The organism is Zobellella taiwanensis, assembly GCF_003012795.1.
Lineage (GTDB): Bacteria > Pseudomonadota > Gammaproteobacteria > Enterobacterales > Aeromonadaceae > Oceanimonas > Oceanimonas taiwanensis.
In genome coordinates this window covers 1-917 of the sequence record NZ_PXYH01000051.1, presented here as the reverse complement: position 1 = coordinate 917, position 917 = coordinate 1, and the positions used below count along the sequence as shown (strand labels likewise).

Below are 917 nucleotides of genomic sequence, written 5' to 3'. Positions count from 1 at the left end.
GTTGATCGAGCAGGCCGGCTACTATTTTCTCTCCCGCCCGCGCCGTTTTGGCAAAAGCCTGCTGCTCGATACCCTGCACCAGCTGTTCGAGGCGAAAGAGCCGCTGTTCCGCGGCCTGTTTATTCACGATAAATGGGACTGGTCCCGCCCCCGGCCGGTGATCCGCTTAGGGTTTGGCAGCGGGGTGATGAACGGACGGGAGCTGCTGGATCAGAATATCCATGAGCAACTGAACGAGCAGGCCGTGCGGCTGGGGGTGCCCCTGGTCAACCAGACCATCGGTGGCCGCTTTGCCGAGCTTATCCGCCGCACCCATGAGCTGTATGGCGAGCGGGTGGCGGTGCTGATCGACGAATACGACAAGCCGATCCTGGATAATATTACCAACGCCCCCGTCGCCACCGAGCTGCGCGAGGGGCTGAAAAACCTGTATTCGGTGTTGAAGGATGCCGACCCGCATTTGTGCTTTTGCCTGCTGACCGGGGTATCGAAGTTCAGCAAGGTGAGTTTGTTTTCGGGGCTGAATAACCTGCGGGATATTACCCTATCCAGGCAGTATTCGGCCATTTGCGGCTATACCGAGCAGGATGTAGATACGGTGTTCGCCCCCGAGCTGGCGGGGCTTAACCGGGAGCAAATCAAAACCTGGTACAACGGTTACAACTGGGGTGGCGAGGCGGTGTACAACCCGTTCGATGTGCTGCTGTTGTTACAGGAGCGGGAGTTTCGCGCCTATTGGTTCGAGAGTGCAACGCCCACCTTTTTGGTGAAGATGCTGGCGGAGCGGGGTTTTTTCACACCGCAACTGGACCGTCTGGAAAGCCCGCTCAACCTGCTGGGGCGGTTCGACGTGGACGACATCAGCACCGAGGCGCTGCTGTTCCAGACCGGTTATCTCACCATCCGCCGCAAGGAAG

General features: G+C 58.9%; 1 protein-coding gene. It reads left to right on the top strand.

Features of this window, described 5'->3' with window-relative positions; genetic code table 11:
• Window positions 1–917: ATP-binding protein (locus C7I36_RS16865; RefSeq protein WP_181256429.1), on the top strand; the 917-nt coding region annotated here is incomplete at both ends.